The following is a 19,217-nucleotide window of genomic DNA, read 5'->3' on the forward strand; positions in this document are numbered from 1 at the left end:
TATTATGAAGAAGCCTGTTTTTACCGGTGCTGCGGTTGCTATTATCACGCCGTTCAAGTCCACCGGTGAGGTCGATTACGAAGAATTCGGCAAGATTATCGACCACCAGATTGCACACGGCACGGATGCCATTGTTGTCTGCGGCACCACCGGCGAGGCATCTACCCTGCACGATAAGGAGCACCGCGAAGCACTGGCATGGTGCTGTGAGTATGTCAACCACCGTGTTCCGGTCATTGCCGGCACGGGTTCCAACGACACCGCATACGCCATTGAGCTGACCAAGTTTGCAGCTGAATGCGGCGCAGATGCCGGTCTGTCGGTTACGCCGTACTATAACAAGACTACGCAGCGCGGTCTGATCGCACACTACACCGCAATCGCAGACTGCTGCGATCTGCCTGTCATTCTGTACAACGTACCGAGCCGCACCGGTGTATGCTTTACCGCCGACACGCTGTATGAGCTGTCCAAGCATCCGAACATCAATGGTCTCAAGGCCGCATCCGGCAATTTCAGCCTGCTGGCTGAGGCCATGGCTAAGTGCGGCGACAACCTGAATGTCTGGTCCGGCAACGACGACCAGATCGTTCCGCTGATGTCTCTCGGCGGCAAGGGTGTTATCTCGGTGCTGTCCAACGTAGCACCGCAGGTTGCACACGACATTACTCAGCTGTGCTTTGACAACCGTTATCCGGAGGCTGCTAAGCTGCAGCTGCAGTATCACGATCTGATCGATGCACTGTTCTGCGAAGTCAACCCGATTCCGGTCAAGAAGGCTATGGAGCTGCTCGGCTGGAAGGTCGGCGGTCTGCGTCTGCCGCTGGTTGAGCCGAGCGAGGAGCACATCGCGTACATCAAGCGCGAGCTGGAAAACGCCGGCTGCAAGATCTAAAGGAGCTATAAAAAGATGTTGAAAATTGCACTTTCCGGCTGCTGCGGTCGCATGGGCCATGTCATCAACGACATTGTCAGCGGCAGAGAAGGTATGGAGATCGTTGCGGGATTTGATATCAATACGGTGCAGTATGCAGATTTCCCGATTTTTGCCGATCCGTTTGAGTTTACCGGCGAATGCGATGTAATCATCGACTTCTCCAACGCCGCTTCTACCGAGCGCCTGCTCGATTACTGCGAGCAGCACGGCACGCCGGTCGTTATCTGCACCACGGGTCACTCTGCGGCGCAGCTGGACCGCATCCGTGCGGCTTCTGCAAAGATCGCGGTGTTCCGTTCGGGCAATATGTCGCTTGGCATCAACCTGATGAGCGAGCTGCTCAAGCAGTCCGCCGCTGTTCTGGGCGATAAGTACGACGTGGAGATCATCGAGAAGCACCACAACCAGAAGTTGGATGCTCCCTCGGGCACGGCCCTGATGCTGGCTGACGCAGTTGCGAGCGCACTCCCCTATGACGCGGAGTACGTTTACGACCGTCACGAGCGCCGCGAAAAGCGTCCGGCACACGAGATCGGTATCTCCGCCATCCGCGGCGGCACCATCGTCGGTGAACACAGCGTGCTGTTCTGCGGCCGCGATGAGATCATCGAGATTAAGCACACCGCCCTGTCCCGCGAGGTTTTCGCGGTCGGTGCGGTTGATGCAGCCGCTTTCATGGCCGAGCGCACCCAGCCGGGCATGTACGACATGAGCGACGTTATCGCATCCCACAAGTAAAGCAAAAGGGATTCTGTTTCTGACAGAATCCCTTTTTCATACAAAAACCGCTCTTGAAAGTTCGAGAGCGGTTTATTTTTATTCTACGCGGAGCTTTTCTACTTCGGCTTCGTTCGGCGTGACATACGCGGTCTGGTACACATGGTAGATGACCATGCCCGGCTTCGCGCCCGCAGGCTTTTTCACCTGGCGAACCGGCGTGTAATCCACCGGCACCAGAGAGGACGAGCGTCCGCGCGAATGGTACGCTGCGATCATGGCAGCCTCGGTCATGGCCTCATCAGTCGGCTCCCTGCCGTCCGTCACGAGGATAACGTGTGAGCCGTGAATCTTCTGTGTATGGAACCAGATATCGCTCTTGAACGCGGTTTTGAGCGTCAAAAGATCGTTCTGCAGATTGTTTTTTCCCGCAAACACGTCAAATCCGTCGCTCGTGCGATAATGGAACGGCTTGGCCTGCACCGGCTTGCCGCGCAGCTTCTTGTTGCGCGTCTGCTTGGCAGAGAGCACACCGGACTGCGTGAGCTCCTCGCGCAGCTGTGCAAGATCACGCTCGTTTTCGGCTTCGCTGAGAGCAGCGAGGACGCTTTCCAGATAATCCAGCTCGGCTGTGCCCTGTTCGATCTGCTGTGTGAGCACTTCCTCGGCGGTCTTGGCCTTGTTGTACAGCTTGAAATACTTCTGTGCGTTCTGCTGCGGCGTCAGGCGAACATCTAATGTGATTTCAACCTCCGGACAGCTTTCAGCGTAGTAATCGACCACTTTCGCCTTATTCATGCCCTTTTCCAGCTGGTACAGGTTCGCGGTGATGAGTTCACCGGTGCGCTTGTACTGCTCACGGTTGTGCGTAGCCGCGAGTTCCTTTTTCTGCGCCGCCAGCTTGCGGGCCACGCGGTCGCGGGCATTCGTGACCGTTTTGTGCAGGTCGCCGGTGCGGCGCTGCATCCGCTCAGCCTTACCTTTTTTCTCAAAGAAGGCTGCAAGCAGTGCACTGAAGCTGTCCGCCTGCGTGACATTCATCAGACCCTCATACTGCGTCACCGGCAGAAAGGTGAAGTCGAACACCGCACCGTCCTCGACCTTGGTCAGCAGGAAAGGCTTGGCTCGGTCATCCTCGACATACGACATGAAATCGTCGTACACCTTGCCGAGCTGCTGACGGTTCTCATCCGTCATGCGTGCGATCGGCTTGGCTGCGTCACCGGTCGCGCGGAAGGACAGTTCACGGCAGAGCAGCGGCGAAAAACCCAGAAGCTGACTGAGCAGCCAGCGGTCGAGTGTCTGCCCTTCTTCCGCCTGCGATGCGGCGGCGGCAAGTCCTGTGCCGGAAACCGTGAACGGGTCGTGCTTGTCCTGTGCGGGCGGCATGCGGTAAAACAGACCGGGCAAAACCTGCCGCTTGCCGGACAGGTCGCCGTCTACACGGCGCAGAGCGTCAATAATGCGGTTGTCCTCGCCGCACAGGATGACGTTGGAGTGCTTGCCCATCAGCTCGCAGATGAGGTGTTTTTTGCAGGGTACACCCATTTCATCCGTCGTATCCAGTTCGATGGTGAGCATACGCTCGACCGCCGGCTGGCTCACTGCCGCAATCTTTGCGCCCTGCACATGCTTGCGCAGCAGCATGCAGAACATCGGCGGCGCCGCCGGATTCTCTCGAGCCGCGTCAATGAAATGCACGCGCGGCGAGCCTGCCGCGATCGACAGCAGCAGTCGGCGCGGACCGCCCTGACCGCCGCGTGTCTGCAGCACGATTTCATCGCGGTCCGGCTGATAGACCTTCTCTACACGACAGCCTGCCAATACGTTATTGAGTTCATTTGTCACTGCCCGCAGGCAGATCGCATCTAATGGCATATCAATTCTTCCTTAAACAAATTGGATACAGTCCGCGTGCCGCTCGGAAACCTCGGTGAGAACCTGCGGGAATGCGGCTGTGATTTTATCGGCGAACACGGCCGCGACCGGATTTTCGGTCGGGAAGTGTCCCGCATCCACCAGCGACAGACCGATGGCCTGCGCACGCTGCATGAGATCGTAGCTGCAGTCGCCGATGACGAACGCCTGTGCGCCGCCTGCAGCGGCATAGTCCATCAGCTTGCCGCAGGCACCGCCGCCGACCGCTACGCGCGTGATCGGCTTGCCGCCGTCACAGAAGCGCACACCGCCCGCACGCAGGCATTCCTTGACATAGAGTGCAAATTCGCGCGGCTGCATTTCGCGCGGCAGATCGCCCACACGACCGAGCATGCCGTTCTCGCCTGCCTCCATGCTCACCACATTGGTGAGGAACAGCGCAGATGCGAGTGCGTCATTGACACCGCCCTCCGCACAGTCTGCGTTGGTATGCATGCAGATAATAGAAATGTCGTGCTTGATCGCGTAACGCAGCACTCGACCGGTCGTATCGTCCGATGTCACACGGCTGACTGAGGTGAAGATCGCCGGATGGTGTGCGACAACAAGCTGCACACCGCGCTCAGCCGCTTCCTGCACGACCGTTTCTGTCACATCGAGCGCACAAAGCACGCTCGTGACCTCCTGCGCGCGATCGCCGCACAGCAGGCCGACATTGTCCCAGCTTTCCGCCAGCTCGTAAGGAGCAAGGCCCTCCATAAATGTCAAAATATCCTGAACTGTCGTCATTTCAGTTCCTCCCTTGCAGATTGGATGCACTGCACCAGCGCACGCTGGTACGCGAGACGCTTGTTCTCCGATGCGCCCTGTTCCATGCCGTCCAGTGCCTTTTTCTCCCGCAGATAGAGCTGCTCAAGATAATCGGCAGCCCCCTCTGCACGCAGCAAGGCCGGAGAGACAGCACATTCGCTCAGCGGCATTTCCCGCTTCGGTGCACCGCCGCGCACGCTGAGAACGACGTAACGCCGTCTGTCCTCGCGGCACAGCGTTTCACGCTCGATGGCGTAGCCGTGCGCGTACAGCCACCGGCGCAGTTCAGCAATCATGGTCATCGGCTGGAGCAGCAGCAGGTGGTCACCTTTGCCGGTCCACGGTGCGGCAGTCAAAATCTCTGCGATGGTCTGGCCGCCCATGCCTGCGATCGTTACGGTGTCGCATTCCTCCGCCCGCACGGCCTCCAGTCCCGGCGCAAGCCGCAGAGACAGGGATACATTATGCTCTTTCGCATTGCGCTCCGCATGCGCCAGCGGTCCCGAACGGATATCCGAGCCGATAGCCGATGCAATATGCCCATCCAGCAGCAGTGAGATCGGCAGCTTGCCGTGATCCGTTCCGATATCCGCCAATCGAGCATTCTGCGGCACCAGAGCCGCCATACAGGCCAGCCGCGGTGTTAAAATCATACTTTCCATGTAAAACTCCAAAAAAACAGAGCCGGCAAACAATGCCAGCTCTAATTTTCTTACTCACTCGACTTATTCGCCCAGAAAAGCGTTGAGCTTGGCAACCAGTTCATCTGCATTGGTGCCGTGTACCATGCAGGCCTCCTCGATGCTCTCGCCCTGAGATGCCGGGCAGCCGAGGCAGTGCATGCCGATTTCCATAAAGAAACGAGCGGTCTCGATGTTCATATTCAGAACCTCACCAATGGTGGACTTCTTCGTAATAGCAGCCATGATAGTAGCCTCCTGTTGCTTTTTGTTTGTTTATAGTATACCGCAAAAATCCGTACTATTCAAGTAGTAAATAGTATTCCCTGTGAAATCGGTCGTCAAACTGCGTAAAACAGACAAATCATGTATTCACCGAGAAGTTCCCGCTGTGCGAATAATCTCCGGCTGCTGCGGAACTGCTTCATCCGGATTTTCGAGCAATGGCTGCATGAGGCTCCGGAGCACGCAAATCCGATGATACTCATACAAAAACAGAGCGTTTCACTGCTGTGAAGCGCTCTGTTTTCATTTTTTATTCCTGCAGCAAAAAAGCCGGCGCCTGCATTTTGCAGGCGCCGGCCTCATACATATCTGACACTTTTCCGCCTTCACGCTGATAGCACTTCTCTATTTTCCTACCACAAGAATACTGGAAGGACTGCCGGATTTTCCACGCGATGTGCCAGATACCGCCCGAGACGGATGCCGAGCAACCTCATCACGAGCAAATACAGTATGATAGCCGACACGAGTGCTGCCGCGAGGGCGGTCACGGTGTTATCAAACCGGCAGGCGAACGTCTGCGCGAAAAAGCGAGTCCACAGGTAAACCGCAGCGCCGCAGAGCAGCGGCACGCCGAACCGCCGGAAGGGTTTCAGGCGGAACGCTGTTCGCCGGTACAGGATGGCAAGGTTGACCGCAGCGGCGCTCGCTCCGGTCAAAAACATGGCAAGCAGGTAGCCGTAAATGCCGAGCGTTGGCCTTGCGCACCAGCGGTACAGCAACGCAAGCTGGCACAGTTCCGCAGAGATGGCGGTTGCCACGTTCCACCTTTGCAGACCGAGCGCATTGAGCAGGCTGCCGGTCGCCATCTGGTAGTAGGCCGCCACGGCTGCCGCGCCGAGCAGCGCGGCGTAGCCGCCGGTGAGTGGCTGGCGGAAAAACATCTCGCTCAGCTGCGGTGCCAGCGGCACGAGAACAGCAGTTGCCGGCATGCCGATGAGACCCACAGTCGTAACGGCACGGCCGGTCAAAACACGCACGCGTGCCTGCTCACCGACCGCCTGCGCTGCCGTAACGGCGGGCAGCAGCGCCGTGCAGACCGAGCTGACGAACGCGACCGGAAACAGCAGCAGCGGCATGGCCATGCCCGAGATCACGCCGAGCGCGGACAGCGCCTGCTCATAGTCCAGACCGGCGGCCATCAGCCTTTGCGGCAGCAAAACGGAGCCTGCCGAGCCGAGCATATTCCCGATCAGCGCCGAGGCCGATAATGGCGCGGCAATGCCGAAAAACTGACCGCAAAGTTCCTTATCCGGTCTTGTGAAGCGAATATACCGCATATTTCGTCGGAACAGCCGCGTGAGGAAAAGCGCGCTGAAAATCTCGCTGCACACCATGCCCGCGAAGATGAGCATGGCGATTCTGCCATAGTCGCCGCTGCCATATTCGTACAGCAGAAAGCTGACCGCGAATATGCGGATAAGCTGCTCACCGACCTCGGAGCAGGCCGTGTACTGCACCCTTTCCAGTCCGATAAACAGTGATTTAAAAATATTTTCCACGCCGGTGAGTGCGAGACACAGCAGCATGTACGGAAACGCGCGCGCACAGCGTCCATCACCGAGCAGATTTGCAGCGATACTGCCGCCGCACAGCAGCACCACCGCTGTGCAGGCCGCACTCAGCGCAAAAAAGGCGCGGAACGCCAACCGCAAAACCGCGCCTAAGCGATGGCTCTCCCCTCTTGCTTCGCACGCCGCGCTCAGCCGCGAACACGCCGTTGTCACGCCGGACAGACAGCCTGCATTCAATACTAAATACACCGAATTGACCAGCCGATACACGCCCAGACCTTCCGCACCCGCAAAGCGGCTGAGCACCACGCGATAGACAAATCCGAGCACCTGCAGCAGCACATTTCCGCACGCGAGCACGCCTGCCGCGTATAAAATCGTTCCTTTTCTGACCCGCACAGCATGACCCCATTTCACGAAATTCTATGCGGATTTCGGATGGAATATGCGTACAAAACTCCCGCAGCAAACCGCCTGCTCTGTCCACGAGAATGCTTCTTTTTCCGCAGTTTTCCTCATTAAAAAAATCCCTGCACAGAATTCTCACTCTGTACAGGGATTTTTTACTTGCGTTTGCGCTTAGGCTTCTCCTCGATGCCGGTGGATACAATATAATTCTGCCGAAACTTATTCGGCGGCATACCGACGTTTTTGGTAAACTGCAGATTGAAATAGCTCTGCGTGTCATATCCCACCATCTCCGCGATACGCGTGATGGACAGGTCGGTCGTGATCAGCAGCGTCTGTGCTTCACCGATGCGGCGGCGCAGCAGATACTGCACGGGCGAATACCCGCTCATCTGCTTGAAAACATGCGATAAGTAATACGGACTGATGTGCAGCGCCTCACCCATGCTCTGCAGCGTGATCGGCTCCATATAATGCTTGTCAATATATTCCTTAATCCGTCTGCCGAGAATGTGCGGCTCCTCCAGCGGCTTTTCCGACTCCGCGTGAGAACCGGCGGTGACCGTCAGCACCGACATCAGCAGCGCGTGCATCAGCGAACTGCAGAACAACTCAGCATTCGGCTCGCCTGCCGACAGGGTGCGGAACATCATTTCAAACAGGCAGTGCAGATCAGCGAAATACTTGCCGGTCGGGAATACATAGCCCGCATCATCCGGAATGAGTGCGTTTTCGCGCAGACCGGGCATATGCAGCCCGCCGACGGCAATGCAGTAGCTGCCGACCTCCATATCCGGACCGGAAACCTCGTCGTGCACCACGCCTGCGTTGTATACGAGCAGATCACCCGGCTTGATGATGACTTTTTTATCGTGAATCAGGTATTCGCTTGAACCGCTGCAAATGAGAATCAGCTCGACAAAATCCTCATGCGCATGCATGACACGCGGATGCGCGCTGGCATCCGGTCGGATTTCACTGACGTAAAGCAGCTTCGGCTGATTCTCGCCCGCAAAAATTGATTTAACTTCCTTCTCTACAAAGCACTGTACGTTCAGGCTTGCCTTCGGCATAGTTTTTTGCAGCTCCTCTCTTTCTCTGACGGTGATTTTACTCTTATAAAAGTATAGCACACGGATCCGTTGTGCGCTAGCACATATTTGCTTTTGCAGACCGCCGTATATCGTGCTTTTTTGCGGTCGGGCTGAGAATAATTATAGATTCTTGCTATTCGCAGATTCTTGTTTTTTGTTCTCGCTTATTTATAGTATAGCATATCCGACCGAGAATCCTGCGTGTGCTTCTCTGCGGGTTTTCGACCTTCGCAAACCTGCCGATTCGCCGGTCTCCGACCGCCAAAAAGCAGGATTTATAAAAACAAGCGCACAGCCTCAAACCCGCTCCGAAAAAATACTGTGCATTTTTACCGCCGCTTTTACCTCTAATATATTATATATATGGGATTTTCGGGTGTCCGAAAAAAGTTTCCGTTTTTTGAATCAAGCCAAGAATCTAAAAGAAACCGTTCGCCATATCTGCTAAACTATAAGCACAAAGAGAAGAAAGAATCTCACAGCTCAGTTGTGAGATACAACAAGAATGAAAGGATGAAGCATTATGTTAGATCCCAAAAAGGTTAAAATCGGTATCGCGCCTATTGCATGGACCGAGGACGACATGCCGGAGATGGGTGCTGAAAACAGCTTCCTGCAGACGATCAGTGAAATCGCTCTGACCGGTTATGTTGGCACCGAGATCGGCTGCCAGTTCCCGCGTGATCCGGCGATTCTGAATAAGGAGTTTGGCCGCCGCGGTATTTCCGCCATCACCGGCTGGATCAGCACCTACTTAAATGAACTGCCGATGTGGCAGAACGAGCGTGCGTTCGTTGACCACATGAACTTCCTGAAGTCGATCGGTGCTACGATTATCAACACATCCGATCAGTCGTTCTCCATTCAGCATCAGTGGAACACTCCGCTTTCCAACAAGAAGGTGCTGAACGACGATGAGTGGGAGGTACTGACCAAGGGTCTGGATCACCTCGGCAAGATCGCTTATGACAGCGGCATGAAGATCGTGTACCATCATCACATGACGACTACCGTGCAGAAGACCGACGAAATCGACCGTATGCTCGCTATGACTGACCCGAAGTACGTCAGCATGATTTACGATACCGGTCATCTCACCTTCTCCGGCGAGGACCCGATCGAAATTCTCAAGAAGCACCACGACCGCATCGGTCATGTCCATCTCAAAAATGTCCGCAAGCCTGCAATGGACAAGTGCTACGCCGAGAACAAGAGCTTCCTGCGCTCGATTCCGGAAGGCGTGTTCACCGTTCCCGGCGACCCGGAAGGCTGCGTAGACTTCCCAACCGTATTCAAGCTGCTCGACGAGTACAACTACGAGGGCTGGCTGGTCGTAGAGGCTGAGCAGGATCCAGCTATCGCAAATCCGCTCGAGTACGCCCGCATGGCCCGCGCGTATGTCAAGGAGCACACCGGACTCTAATCCGCCGTTTTGCACACGATCCCAAACTGTTAAGCTGACAACTGAATACGGATGTCTTCTTATCGGTTTACAAGAATACCGGTTCAAAAGAAGGAAACTCGGAAAAAGAAAGGAAAAGTACTCTTATGCAAAAGTTACTGGCAACCGTTCTGACTGGCACCATGTTATTCAGCCTCGCAGCATGCAGCGGCAGCAACACCCCCTCTTCTTCCGGAGATTCTGCCGATGGTAGCAAGAATCTTTCTATCAGCGTAATTCTGAAAACCACGGCTTCTGAGTACTGGCGCTATGTTGTTGCCGGTGCCGAAGCCTACGGAACCGAAAATTCCAATGTAAAGGTCGATGTCAAGGGTGCTACTTCGGAAACTGCTTACGATGAGCAGCAGAATATCATCGAAACCGACCTGAACTCCGGTGCTTACGATGCTTATGTTATCGCACCGCTGCAGTCCGATGTTGCAGCTACTCTGATCAAGGGACAGACCAAGCCGATCATCAATCTGGACACCCGCATTGATGCACCGGAGATTCTCTCCTTCGTAGGTCTCGATCAGGAAAATGCGGCCGAATTCGGCGGCGAAGCCGCTGTAAAGGCCGCCAAAGAGGCCGGCTGGACCGAACTGAAGGCAATCGCCATCTCGGGTGTACAGGGCGACAACACCGCAACCGCACGTCTAAACGGCTATCGCACCGGTATCACCAATGCAGGCGGCACCTTTCTGGATAACGAAATTCAGTACGCGGATGCTGTGGCGGATAAGGCCGCCAACTCGATGGAAGCGATTATCCAGAACCATCCAGAAGGCATTGCGATGATTGTCTGCAACAACGACGACATGGCCATGGCCGCTGCCCGCGCAGCAGAGAGCCATCCAGCTTATGCCAACACGGTCTTTGTCGGCTTTGACGGCACCAAGTCTGCCTGCGATTCTCTGCTGCAGGGCGGCGAAACGCTTTCCGTTTCCTATAACTGCTACGACCTCGGCTACAAGGCTGTAGAGGCTGCTGTTGCCGCTGCAAACGGCGAAAAGGTCGACGAAGTCATTTCCGTAGATGCAAGCATCCTGACGAAGGACAATGCACAGGAGCGTCTGGATTATCTGAACAAGCTGTTGGGTTAATCTATAATTCTATTCACATTCACTATATTTTTCAAAGGAGATCGATGATTATGAAAAAGCTGAAGATCGGTATCATCGGTGTAGGCCGTCTGGGTTATGAGCACGCCTGCAACATTGCAAACCGCGTTCCGGGTTCGAAGCTGGTAGCTATCGCAGACGCAAACTTCGACCGCGCAAAGCAGGTCGCTGAAGAACTGGGCGTAACCGCCGTTTACAACGACCCGAAGGATCTGTGCGCTGACCCGAACGTTGAGGCCGTTGCCATCATCACCAACACCGCTTCTCACGTTGAGATGATCAAGATTGCGATGGACGCAGGCAAGCACGTTTTCTGCGAGAAGCCGCTGGCTGACACGGTTGAAAAGTGCAAAGAGGCCGAGGCCATCATCGCGGCTCACCCGGAGCTGACCTTTATGCTGGGCTTCATGCGCCGCTATGACCACTCCTATCAGGTAGCTAAGAAGAAGATGGAGAACGGCGATATCGGTGATGTTATTCTGGTTCGCTGCTACTCGCAGGACCCGATCTCCATCATTGAGGGCACCCTGGAGTACGCTCCGCGCTCCGGCGGTCAGTTCATCGATATGTCCATCCATGATTTCGACCTGATTCGCTGGCTGACCGGCTCCGAGGTCAAGGAGCTGTGGGCTACCGGCGGCTGCTACGAGTTCAAGCAGTACAAGGACTGGGACGACGGCGACAACGTTTCCGGCCTGATGAAGATGGAAAACGATGCTATGGCATTCTTCTTTGCCGGTCGTGCAGCAGCACACGGCTCTCATGTTGAGACCGAAATCGTTGGTACCCGCGGCACCCTGCGTATCGCATCCGTTCCGACCGACTCTCTCGTAGAGGTTATGAGCCAGCACGGCGTCTGCCGTGAGTGCTATCAGGACTTCATCACCCGTTGGCACGATGCATACATCACTGAGATTGAGGAATTCTGCGACTGCGTAGCAACCGGCCGCAAGGCAACTCCGGGTGTTATCGACGGCACTCAGTCTACCAAGATCGCCTTCCGCTGCAAGGAGTCCTTCCTGACCGACAAGAAGCTGACCCTCGAATAATCGTTCTCGAAACCGCATTCTTATTCCACATTCAATTTATTCTCTCTTATTTATATTCAAGTCTCCAAACAGAATACAAATACAGCCTAATTCAAAAAGAAACCCGGGAATCCTTTGATTCCCGGGTTTCGCCTTTTATTCCACCGCCAGCACGCTGCGGATCGTGCGGCACACGCCGTCCTCATCATTGGATGGACAAACATGCTTTGCGACCTTCTTGAGCCGCTCATGTGCATTCGCCATCGCGTAGGATTCGCCCACCGAGCGCAGAAGCTCCACATCGTTCAGATAATCGCCGAACGCCATGCACTGCGCGGGTGTGATGTGCAGATTATCGCACATAACGCCCACGGCCACGCCCTTGCTCAGCCCCAGGCGCATCAAATCCACCCAGTCCGCGCCAGAGAGTGCTACCTGCAGCTTATCGTCGAACATCTGCCGATAGTACGGCAGCACGTTGGTTTCCGCCGCATTTTTGCAGAAAAGCGCCACCTTGCACACCGGCTCCTGCTGCACGGCTTCAAGCAGATCAGGCACCTTTTTACGACGCGCGTAGTACATCGCCATGTTCTCCACGAACACCGGATCGTCGTCCTCGTAAGCCGCGCCGTCCCGCATGGACGCGATTGCGTGCACATTCGGCAGACCGCGCGCCAGCTCCACAGCCGCGCACACCAGCTGCTGCGGCATAGCCTCGAACGACACGATTTTACGTCCGTCGCACACCATGCCGCCGTTTTCGCTGATGTACATCAGCTCGTCCGCGATCTCACCGAACTGCTCGTACAGGTTGTAATACTGCCGTCCGGATGCAGGTGCGAAGCGTACGCCTATCTTTTTCAGTGTGCGCACCAGCGGAAAAAAGCCCTTGGGCAGCTGCTTGCGGCTGGACAGCAGCGTGCCGTCCATATCTGCGGCAATCAGTTTGATCGACATGGTTTATCGTTCCTTTCCGGCGGTCTCCTCCGCCTCGAGCGTATGTTCTTCCTCGACAAACATGACTGCAAAGACCAGACTCAGCGGGATGCAGGTCAGCAGCAGCGCTTTTTCGCCAATTCTCGCGGTCGTCAGTGCGCCAATCGCACCGCCGAGGATAAAAAACAGGATGATTGAGTAATAGTTGCGCGTTTTGCGGATCGCATTCCGGTCGCCGGTCTGCGCCCAGATCACAAGCTGCTCGGTGCCCGAACGCAGGTTGCCTGTACACATCGTGGTGGCAAATGCGCTGCCGCGCACCTTGCGGAACGACTCGACCTGCATCGCGCAGATGAACGAAATCATAATGTTGACCGTGGTATTCAGTGTCTGCGGCAGGAATGCCGCTGCAATCAGCAGCACGATCTCGACCAGCACGACAATCTGTCTCCAGTGGATATTGATGTCGCTCTGGCGTTTTTTGTACCGCCGCTTGACAATCTCCGCCGCCACAACGCCCAGTGCGAACGCCAGGATCGGTAAGAGATATTCGGCTGCCCGCAGCCAGTTGCCCTCGGCAATATTCGCGCCGAACAGGACAATATTGCCGGTCTGCGCGTTAGCAAACACCTTGCCGCGGCAGAGATAGGTATATGCGTCAAAAAAACCGCCGGCCATAGCCAGCAGTGCGCCCAACAGCAGTGATTCCGACATCTGCCCGTGCGCTCGTTTCATGGAAATTCCCCCATTTCACTTCAGCAGAGAACTTTTCTTTGTCTTCCAGCGGCTATTATAGCACAAAAAATCCCTCGATTCAATCAAATCGAGGGATTTATATTCGGTCAATATGCCGAATTATTCAGTAATGCTGATACAATTCCTCTGCCGGAAATTGTATCATTTGCTCTCCGCGATGCGAATACGGTTTACCGCCTTTTTCAGCTTGCCCTGTGCGATATCCATTTCACGGTCGCCGGCCTTTTTCTGCAGAATCGCTTTCGCACGGTCTGCGGCCTCACGGGCACGGGCAACGTCGATTTCGTCGGCCCACTCGCAGGTACGCGCCAGCACGACCGTCTGCTCTGCCGAAACATCCACAAAACCGCCCGAAACCGCCGCTACACGGCGTTCGCCGTTCCGGATGATGGTCAGACCGCCGACGCCGAGCGCCGCAACATACGGCACATGGTTCGGCAGGATGCCTACATCGCCCTGTGAGGTGCGAACCACGATACGGTCCACTTCACCGTCGAAAAACTGCTTATCGACCGTGAGCACCTTGAGATGAAAGGTAGCCATATTATGCCCCCTTCTTAGCCTTCTCCACTACCTCGTCGATCGTGCCGGCAAACAGGAACGCCGACTCAGGCAGATCGTCATGCTTGCCGTCGAGGATCTCGCGGAAGCCGCGGATGGTCTCAGCGACCGGCACATACTTGCCCGCCATACCGGTGAACTGCTCTGCAACGTGGAACGGCTGCGAGAGGAAGTTCTGGATCTTACGGGCACGCGCAACGGTCAGCTTGTCCTCGTCGGACAGCTCATCCATGCCGAGGATGGCGATGATATCCTGCAGGTCCTTGTACTTCTGCAGAATGGACTGCACCGCACGGGCTACCTCGTAATGCTCCTTGCCGACAACGTCCGCCGACAGGATACGCGAGGACGAATCCAGCGGGTCAACCGCCGGGTAAATACCCATGGATGCGATATCACGCGACAGAACGACCTTTGCGTCCAGATGCGAGAACGTGGTAGCCGGAGCCGGGTCGGTCAGGTCATCGGCAGGCACATAAACAGCCTGTACAGACGTGATCGAGCCCTTCTTGGTCGAGGTGATTCGCTCCTGCAGCGCGCCCATCTCGGTTGCCAGCGTCGGCTGATAGCCTACGGCAGACGGCATACGGCCGAGCAGCGCGGATACCTCCGAGCCGGCCTGCGTAAAGCGGAAGATGTTGTCGATGAACAACAGCACGTCCTGACCCTCGACATCGCGGAAATACTCCGCCATGGTCAGACCGGAAAGTGCAACGCGCATACGCGCTCCGGGCGGCTCGTTCATCTGGCCGTAAACCAGCGCAGTCTTGTTGATAACGCCGGATTCCTGCATCTCGTTGTACAGGTCGTTGCCCTCACGGGTACGCTCACCTACACCGGTGAATACCGAAATACCGCCGTGCTGCTTTGCGATGTTGTTGATCAGCTCCATGATGATAACGGTCTTGCCGACACCGGCGCCGCCGAACAGACCGATCTTGCCGCCCTTGGCGAACGGTGCGATCAGGTCAACGACCTTGATGCCGGTCTCGAGGATCTCGGTCGTGGACTGCTGCTCCTCGTAGGACGGCGCCGGACGATGGATCGGCCAGCGCTCCTCGCCCTCGACCGCCGGCTTGTTGTCCACCGGCTGACCGAGCAGGTTGAAGATACGTCCGAGGTTCTTGTCGCCTACCGGCACCGTGATCGGGCTGCCGGTATCGACTGCCTTCATGCCGCGCACCAAGCCGTCGGTGGATTCCATTGCGATGCAGCGCACGGTGTCCTGACCGATGTGCTGCGCAACCTCGACCGTGATGATCTGACCGTGGTTGTCGATCGTAATAGCATTCAGCAGCTTCGGAAGCGCGTCAGCGGCAAATTTAATGTCAAGCACCGGTCCGGTGATCTGGACAACGGTGCCAATATTCTGCTCACTCATTGGCAAAACTCCCTTTTGTGAAAAGAGTGAAGAGTGCAGAGTTCAGAGTGAAGAGACGAGAGTTATCTCCACTCTCCACTCTTCTATCTCCACTCTCGATTAAGCTCCTACCTCGCCCGAGCCGGCCACGATCTCCGTAATTTCCTGCGTGATCGCTGCCTGACGCGCACGGTTGTAGGACAGATTCAGATTTTCGATCATCTCGCCCGCGTTATCCGACGCAGCCTCCATTGCCATGCGGCGCGCGGACTGCTCGGAGCAGTAGCTTTCCACTACCGCGCCGTACAGCACGCCGTACAGATACTCCGGAATGACTGCATCAAACACGCTCTCCGGCGAGGGATCGTATTCGGTCAGAACATGGGCGTCTGCCGGCTGCTCGTCTGCCGCGTCAAAGTGCGCGGGCAGCAGCTTGAGGCACTTCGGCTCCTGCTGCAGAGGAGAGATAAACTCCGTGTAGCACAGGAAAACCTCGTCCACCCTGCCCTCGCGGAACAGCTTCAGCATGTCCTCCACGATGGGATGCGTATCACTGATGCGCATGGTCTCGGCAATGCCGGGATAGTCCGCCGCCACCGTTACCGGACGCTTTGCGTAATGCTCCTGCGCCTTTTTGCCGATGGTGATGACCTGCGCCTGCTTGCCCTGCATCTCGGCAGCGGCGAGCTTGAACAGATTGGCGTTGTAGCCGCCTGCCAGTCCGCGGTCGCCCGCGATGACGATGTACAGGCTGTTCTTGACCTCACGCGGCCTGGTGTACACCGATTCGCTGCCGCGCGTTGCACCCGCCAGACGGGTAATGGTCTGGTACAGGGCATTGAAGTACGGTCTTGCGCCGAGCGCACGCTCCTTCGCGTGGCGCATCTTGGAGGACGCGACCAGCTCCATCGCCTTGGTGATCTGCATGGTGGACTGCACCGATTTGATACGGCGCTTAATGTCCTTCATATTTCCGGAAGCCATTTTCAGTCCCTCCCTTTCACGTTAGTGCTCGGAAAGGAACTTACTCTTGCATTCCTCGATTGCCTTCGTCAGCTTTTCCTTCACATCGTCCTCCAGCTTGCCGGTGGTGCGGATGGACTCCGGAATGTCGCCGTAAACGCTGTCCACGAAGGAGAACAGCTCCTTCTCGAACTCGCCGATCTGGTTTGCCGGAATATCGAGCAGTGCACCCGAAACAACGGCATAGATGATGATAACCTGCTTTTCGACCGGAATCGGGCTGTTCTGCGGCTGCTTGAGCACCTCTACGATGCGGGCGCCCTGTTCCAGACGCTTCTTGGTGTCTGCATCCAGGTCGGAGCCGAACTGCGAGAACGCCTGCAGCTCACGGAACTGCGAGTACGCCAGCTTGAGCGTACCGGCAACCTTTTTCATCGCCTTGATCTGCGCGTTGCCGCCGACGCGGGATACCGAAATACCCGGGTTTACCGCCGGACGGATACCGGAGTTGAACAGCTCGGTCTCGAGGAAGATCTGACCGTCGGTAATGGAGATTACGTTGGTCGGGATATACGCCGAAACGTCGCCTGCCTGCGTCTCGATGATCGGGAGTGCGGTCAGGCTGCCGCCGTTCTGGATGTTCGCTGCACGCTCGAGCAGACGGGAGTGCAGATAGAATACGTCGCCCGGATAGGCCTCACGTCCTGGCGGACGGTGAAGCAGAAGGGAAAGTGCACGGTAAGCTACCGCGTGCTTGGACAGATCATCGTAAATGACCAGAACGTCCTTGCCCTTGTGCATGAAGAATTCACCGATCGAGCAGCCCGCGTACGGTGCAATGTACTGCAGCGGTGCAGACTCGGATGCGGTTGCGGCTACGATGCAGGTATAATCCATCGCGCCGTTGGCAGCGAGCGTCTCTGCGACCTGTGCAACGGTCGAACGCTTCTGACCGATTGCTACATAGATACAAATAACGCCGGTGCCCTTCTGATTGATGATGGTGTCCAGACAGATCGCGGTCTTGCCGGTCTGACGGTCACCGATGATCAGCTCACGCTGACCGCGGCCGATCGGGATCATGGAGTCGATCGCCTTGATACCGGTCTGGAGCGGCACATTAACGGGTGCGCGCTCGATGATGCCCGGTGCGGGCATTTCGATCGGACGGCTCTCCCCGGTCTCGATGGCGCCCTTGCCGTCGATCGGCTTGCCGAGTGCGTCTACAACACGTCCCAGCATGGCTTCGCCGACCGGAACCTCTACGATTCGCTTGGTGCGCTTTACCGTGTCACCCTCGCGGATGTTCTGATCCGAGCCGAGGATAACCGCGCCGACCAGCTCTTCCTCGAGGTTCTGCGCCATGCCCTGCACGCCGCCCGGGAATTCGAGCAGCTCGCCTGCCATGCAGTTTTCAAGGCCATGGATATGCGCGATACCGTCACCGACGGTAACGACAGTGCCCACGTCGGTCAGCTTGATCTGGCTCTGATAATGCGTGATCTGCTCCTTGATAATGCTGCTGATCTCTTCGGAGCGCAATTCCATAAAAATCACCTGCTTTCCTGTGTACCGGTCAACCGTGCTGCAAGCTCTTCCAGACGGGTGCGCAGGCTGGTATCGAACTGCTCGTTGTTGACTTTCACAACGATGCCGCCCATGATGCTCGGATCGACCGAGCATTTCAGCTCTACCTTTTTGCCCGTAACCTGTTCCATCTTGCCGCGCAGCTTGTCGGTCAGCGCCGCACTCATCGGCACCGCCGTGACCGCCAGCACCTCTACGATGCCGTTTTCAAAATAATACTGCTCCTTATATGCCTGACACATCTCGTGGATAAGACCGATGCGGCCCTTATCCGTTACGAGCATCAGGAAATTGAGCAGAAAAGGCTCGATACGTCCCTCGAACACGGTTTTGAGGACCTTTTGTTTGTCCTCCGCCGCGATAGAGGGCGTTGTGAGCATTTTGAGGAAATCCGGTTCGCTGTCAAACGCCGCGCACACCTCGGTCAGCTGATCGAGATACAGCTTTTCCTGCTTCTCGTCCTGCGCGACCTCGTAAAGGCTCAGTGCGTAACGCTCGCTTACCATATCCGCCATGTTTGCTCACCCCACCTTGTCAATAAAGTCTTCGATAAAGCGTTCGTGATCCTCCGGCTTTACATCGCGCTCCACGATCTTGGAGGCGATCATCACGGACAGATCCGCAACCTCATCCTTGAGTTCCTTGTGCGCCTTGATGCGCTCCTGCTCGATCACGCGCTCGGCCTTCTTGACCATAGCGGATGCCTGCTGCGAGGACTCGCGCAGGATCTCATCGCTGCGCTCTGCGGCACGGCGGGTAGCGGAGCCGACGATCTCGGCAGCCTCCTCCTTCGCCTTGGACAGACGCTCGGTATATTCGCTGCGCATCTGCTCGGCCTCGCTCTGCGCCTTCTCGGCGTTGGAGTACATGGACTGTACCTCCTCGCTGCGGGCAGCGAGCATCTTGCGCACCGGCTTGTACAGAAACTTCTTGATGATCAGGAACGTAATGAGCGTGTTGCACATCGTCACGAGGATCTCCCACCAGCCGATGCTGACGAACGCTTCATATAATGCTTCTGTCACTGGTTTACCTCCTTCCCAAACGGAAGAATCCGTTTCGTCTTTTCAATCATAGACCGCTCAATACGCGCGGTCTATAAAGAGGCAATATTTCAACTGGCAAACCCAGTTGGGATATT

General features: G+C 56.3%; 19 protein-coding genes. 5 read left to right on the forward strand and 14 right to left on the reverse strand.

All coding sequences use genetic code 11. The annotated features are described in order from the left end of the window. Window positions 1–4 precede the first annotated feature (4 nt). Both dapA and dapB read left to right on the forward strand, forming a co-directional pair. The gene (gene dapA / locus ACWVX6_RS05590) at window positions 5–895 is read left to right on the forward strand and encodes a 4-hydroxy-tetrahydrodipicolinate synthase (RefSeq protein WP_118753608.1); all 891 of its coding nucleotides are present in this window, start codon (window positions 5–7) and stop codon (window positions 893–895) included. 15 nt (window positions 896–910) lie between these two features. Continuing rightward, window positions 911–1,675 carry a 4-hydroxy-tetrahydrodipicolinate reductase gene (gene dapB, locus ACWVX6_RS05595; protein WP_117750876.1) on the forward strand — a complete coding sequence of 255 codons (765 nt, stop codon included), beginning with the start codon at window positions 911–913 and terminating at the stop codon, window positions 1,673–1,675. A gap of 78 nt (window positions 1,676–1,753) precedes the next feature. On the opposite strand, the gene ACWVX6_RS05600 is transcribed toward dapB, so the two are convergent. The 6 genes from ACWVX6_RS05600 to ACWVX6_RS05625 form a co-directional block, all read right to left on the reverse strand. Continuing rightward, window positions 1,754–3,532, reverse strand: coding sequence for an Rqc2 family fibronectin-binding protein (locus tag ACWVX6_RS05600; RefSeq protein ID WP_455152592.1), 1,779 nt, complete (start codon window positions 3,530–3,532; stop codon window positions 1,754–1,756). A gap of 12 nt (window positions 3,533–3,544) precedes the next feature. Next, window positions 3,545–4,321: a Nif3-like dinuclear metal center hexameric protein gene (locus ACWVX6_RS05605; RefSeq protein ID WP_455152593.1), complete on the reverse strand. Its 777-nt coding sequence runs from the start codon at window positions 4,319–4,321 to the stop codon at window positions 3,545–3,547. After that, window positions 4,318–5,004, reverse strand: a complete 687-nt coding sequence (locus ACWVX6_RS05610) for a tRNA (adenine(22)-N(1))-methyltransferase (RefSeq protein WP_455152594.1) — start codon at window positions 5,002–5,004, stop codon at window positions 4,318–4,320. Before ACWVX6_RS05610 ends, ACWVX6_RS05605 begins: the two co-directional genes overlap by 4 nt. A gap of 63 nt (window positions 5,005–5,067) precedes the next feature. Beyond that, window positions 5,068–5,268: a DUF1858 domain-containing protein gene (locus ACWVX6_RS05615; RefSeq protein WP_110436676.1), complete on the reverse strand. Its 201-nt coding sequence runs from the start codon at window positions 5,266–5,268 to the stop codon at window positions 5,068–5,070. Window positions 5,269–5,660: 392 nt separating this feature from the next. Then, entirely contained in the window at window positions 5,661–7,220 is a 1,560-nt protein-coding gene (locus ACWVX6_RS05620) for an oligosaccharide flippase family protein (protein WP_455152595.1), read from the reverse strand. A 164-nt stretch (window positions 7,221–7,384) separates the two neighbouring features. Continuing rightward, complete coding sequence (locus ACWVX6_RS05625; protein ID WP_455152596.1) at window positions 7,385–8,302, reverse strand: AraC family transcriptional regulator; 918 nt, start codon at window positions 8,300–8,302, stop codon at window positions 7,385–7,387. Between the two features lie 544 nt (window positions 8,303–8,846). Here ACWVX6_RS05625 and iolE point away from each other — a divergent pair. The 3 genes from iolE to ACWVX6_RS05640 all read left to right on the forward strand — a co-directional run bounded on the left by iolE (window position 8,847) and on the right by ACWVX6_RS05640 (window position 11,934). Then, window positions 8,847–9,746 carry a myo-inosose-2 dehydratase gene (gene iolE / locus ACWVX6_RS05630; protein ID WP_110436673.1) on the forward strand — a complete coding sequence of 300 codons (900 nt, stop codon included), beginning with the start codon at window positions 8,847–8,849 and terminating at the stop codon, window positions 9,744–9,746. Between the two features lie 125 nt (window positions 9,747–9,871). Beyond that, window positions 9,872–10,867, forward strand: a complete 996-nt coding sequence (locus ACWVX6_RS05635; RefSeq protein WP_116705253.1) for a sugar ABC transporter substrate-binding protein — start codon at window positions 9,872–9,874, stop codon at window positions 10,865–10,867. Window positions 10,868–10,917: 50 nt separating this feature from the next. Further along, complete coding sequence (locus ACWVX6_RS05640; RefSeq protein WP_455152597.1) at window positions 10,918–11,934, forward strand: Gfo/Idh/MocA family oxidoreductase; 1,017 nt, start codon at window positions 10,918–10,920, stop codon at window positions 11,932–11,934. Window positions 11,935–12,069: 135 nt separating this feature from the next. Here ACWVX6_RS05640 and ACWVX6_RS05645 read toward each other — a convergent pair whose 3' ends face one another. From ACWVX6_RS05645 to atpF, 8 genes are all read right to left on the reverse strand, one after another. Beyond that, window positions 12,070–12,870: a Cof-type HAD-IIB family hydrolase gene (locus ACWVX6_RS05645; RefSeq protein ID WP_118359604.1), complete on the reverse strand. Its 801-nt coding sequence runs from the start codon at window positions 12,868–12,870 to the stop codon at window positions 12,070–12,072. Between the two features lie 3 nt (window positions 12,871–12,873). Next, window positions 12,874–13,584: a YoaK family protein gene (locus ACWVX6_RS05650; RefSeq protein ID WP_455152598.1), complete on the reverse strand. Its 711-nt coding sequence runs from the start codon at window positions 13,582–13,584 to the stop codon at window positions 12,874–12,876. A 162-nt stretch (window positions 13,585–13,746) separates the two neighbouring features. Beyond that, the gene (gene atpC / locus ACWVX6_RS05655) at window positions 13,747–14,148 is read right to left on the reverse strand and encodes an ATP synthase F1 subunit epsilon (protein WP_110436669.1); all 402 of its coding nucleotides are present in this window, start codon (window positions 14,146–14,148) and stop codon (window positions 13,747–13,749) included. A gap of 1 nt (window position 14,149) precedes the next feature. Continuing rightward, complete coding sequence (gene atpD, locus ACWVX6_RS05660; RefSeq protein WP_119190336.1) at window positions 14,150–15,547, reverse strand: F0F1 ATP synthase subunit beta; 1,398 nt, start codon at window positions 15,545–15,547, stop codon at window positions 14,150–14,152. Window positions 15,548–15,646: 99 nt separating this feature from the next. Beyond that, the gene (atpG, locus tag ACWVX6_RS05665) at window positions 15,647–16,510 is read right to left on the reverse strand and encodes an ATP synthase F1 subunit gamma (RefSeq protein WP_455152599.1); all 864 of its coding nucleotides are present in this window, start codon (window positions 16,508–16,510) and stop codon (window positions 15,647–15,649) included. A gap of 21 nt (window positions 16,511–16,531) precedes the next feature. Next, on the reverse strand, window positions 16,532–18,037 hold the full coding sequence (gene atpA, locus ACWVX6_RS05670; protein WP_455152600.1) for a F0F1 ATP synthase subunit alpha: 1,506 nt from the start codon (window positions 18,035–18,037) through the stop codon (window positions 16,532–16,534). Between the two features lie 5 nt (window positions 18,038–18,042). Further along, window positions 18,043–18,591: an ATP synthase F1 subunit delta gene (gene atpH / locus ACWVX6_RS05675; protein WP_110436665.1), complete on the reverse strand. Its 549-nt coding sequence runs from the start codon at window positions 18,589–18,591 to the stop codon at window positions 18,043–18,045. Between the two features lie 6 nt (window positions 18,592–18,597). Then, window positions 18,598–19,101, reverse strand: coding sequence for a F0F1 ATP synthase subunit B (atpF, locus tag ACWVX6_RS05680; RefSeq protein ID WP_117490612.1), 504 nt, complete (start codon window positions 19,099–19,101; stop codon window positions 18,598–18,600). Between the last annotated feature and the right edge of the window lie 116 nt (window positions 19,102–19,217).

This window comes from Butyricicoccus sp., from assembly GCF_977037065.1.

What these genes read in the sequence shown, in the direction of transcription:
- dapA (WP_118753608.1), top strand. Translation starts at nt 5, where the DNA reads ATGAAGAAGCCTGTTTTTACCGGTGCTGCGGTTGCTATTATCACGCCG.
- dapB (WP_117750876.1), top strand. Translation starts at nt 911, where the DNA reads ATGTTGAAAATTGCACTTTCCGGCTGCTGCGGTCGCATGGGCCATGTC.
- ACWVX6_RS05600 (WP_455152592.1), bottom strand. Translation starts at nt 3,532, where the DNA reads ATGCCATTAGATGCGATCTGCCTGCGGGCAGTGACAAATGAACTCAAT.
- ACWVX6_RS05605 (WP_455152593.1), bottom strand. Translation starts at nt 4,321, where the DNA reads ATGACGACAGTTCAGGATATTTTGACATTTATGGAGGGCCTTGCTCCT.
- ACWVX6_RS05610 (WP_455152594.1), bottom strand. Translation starts at nt 5,004, where the DNA reads ATGGAAAGTATGATTTTAACACCGCGGCTGGCCTGTATGGCGGCTCTG.
- ACWVX6_RS05615 (WP_110436676.1), bottom strand. Translation starts at nt 5,268, where the DNA reads ATGGCTGCTATTACGAAGAAGTCCACCATTGGTGAGGTTCTGAATATG.
- ACWVX6_RS05625 (WP_455152596.1), bottom strand. Translation starts at nt 8,302, where the DNA reads ATGCCGAAGGCAAGCCTGAACGTACAGTGCTTTGTAGAGAAGGAAGTT.
- iolE (WP_110436673.1), top strand. Translation starts at nt 8,847, where the DNA reads ATGTTAGATCCCAAAAAGGTTAAAATCGGTATCGCGCCTATTGCATGG.
- ACWVX6_RS05635 (WP_116705253.1), top strand. Translation starts at nt 9,872, where the DNA reads ATGCAAAAGTTACTGGCAACCGTTCTGACTGGCACCATGTTATTCAGC.
- ACWVX6_RS05640 (WP_455152597.1), top strand. Translation starts at nt 10,918, where the DNA reads ATGAAAAAGCTGAAGATCGGTATCATCGGTGTAGGCCGTCTGGGTTAT.
- ACWVX6_RS05645 (WP_118359604.1), bottom strand. Translation starts at nt 12,870, where the DNA reads ATGTCGATCAAACTGATTGCCGCAGATATGGACGGCACGCTGCTGTCC.
- ACWVX6_RS05650 (WP_455152598.1), bottom strand. Translation starts at nt 13,584, where the DNA reads ATGAAACGAGCGCACGGGCAGATGTCGGAATCACTGCTGTTGGGCGCA.
- atpC (WP_110436669.1), bottom strand. Translation starts at nt 14,148, where the DNA reads ATGGCTACCTTTCATCTCAAGGTGCTCACGGTCGATAAGCAGTTTTTC.
- atpD (WP_119190336.1), bottom strand. Translation starts at nt 15,547, where the DNA reads ATGAGTGAGCAGAATATTGGCACCGTTGTCCAGATCACCGGACCGGTG.
- atpG (WP_455152599.1), bottom strand. Translation starts at nt 16,510, where the DNA reads ATGGCTTCCGGAAATATGAAGGACATTAAGCGCCGTATCAAATCGGTG.
- atpA (WP_455152600.1), bottom strand. Translation starts at nt 18,037, where the DNA reads ATGGAATTGCGCTCCGAAGAGATCAGCAGCATTATCAAGGAGCAGATC.
- atpH (WP_110436665.1), bottom strand. Translation starts at nt 18,591, where the DNA reads ATGGCGGATATGGTAAGCGAGCGTTACGCACTGAGCCTTTACGAGGTC.